Source organism: Microbulbifer variabilis, assembly GCF_020524905.1.
Classification (GTDB): Bacteria; Pseudomonadota; Gammaproteobacteria; order Pseudomonadales; family Cellvibrionaceae; genus Microbulbifer; species Microbulbifer variabilis_A.
In genome coordinates this window covers 1-508 of the sequence record NZ_JAIVKI010000070.1, presented here as the reverse complement: position 1 = coordinate 508, position 508 = coordinate 1, and the positions used below count along the sequence as shown (strand labels likewise).

Below are 508 nucleotides of genomic sequence, written 5' to 3'. Positions count from 1 at the left end.
GCGCCGGCTACTTCACTGAGGGTGTGAGCTAGTTTTTCTATAAATAGTCCGCCGTCTAAGTCGGCGAAAAGCTGGGTGACGTTTGTGCTCATTGGATGCTCCAAGTTTTTTTAAAGTAGGGGCTCCATACCGGCAGCCCTAAGAGTTACAGCTGACTGATGCGCCTGGGCGCGGTTAAATTTTTAGCTGGCTTTAGGTGCCGTATTTTGTTCAACGATGTCACGTATCCAGGCCATGCCTTTAGTGGTAACTAGTGCGGTGATGTGCTGCACTTTTACCGGTCCTACGAGATATGCGCCTTCCTTTTGCTTTAAGAGTTTTTGCTCTAGGGCCCATTTTGTGGGTGAATTGCGCATGGGTTCACGGCTATACAAAAAGCCATTGTCACGGAGAAGTTTCAGCAGGTTATTCCTGCCCATTCCCAGCATTCGGGCGGCCTGGGTGACGGTATAGGGTTTTGTCTGGTTCACGCTGCCTCCTGATTTTCCTGTTGTGGGGCTTGGCCCTG

1 protein-coding gene is annotated in these 508 nt (G+C 50.6%); it reads right to left on the bottom strand.

Annotation, left to right across the window (positions count from 1 at the left end; translation table 11 throughout):
* Nucleotides 1-182: 182 nt before the first annotated feature.
* Nucleotides 183-508, bottom strand: a 326-nt coding sequence (locus tag LC073_RS21570) for a phage antirepressor KilAC domain-containing protein (protein ID WP_226649700.1), incomplete at its 5' end; no start/stop codon positions are given.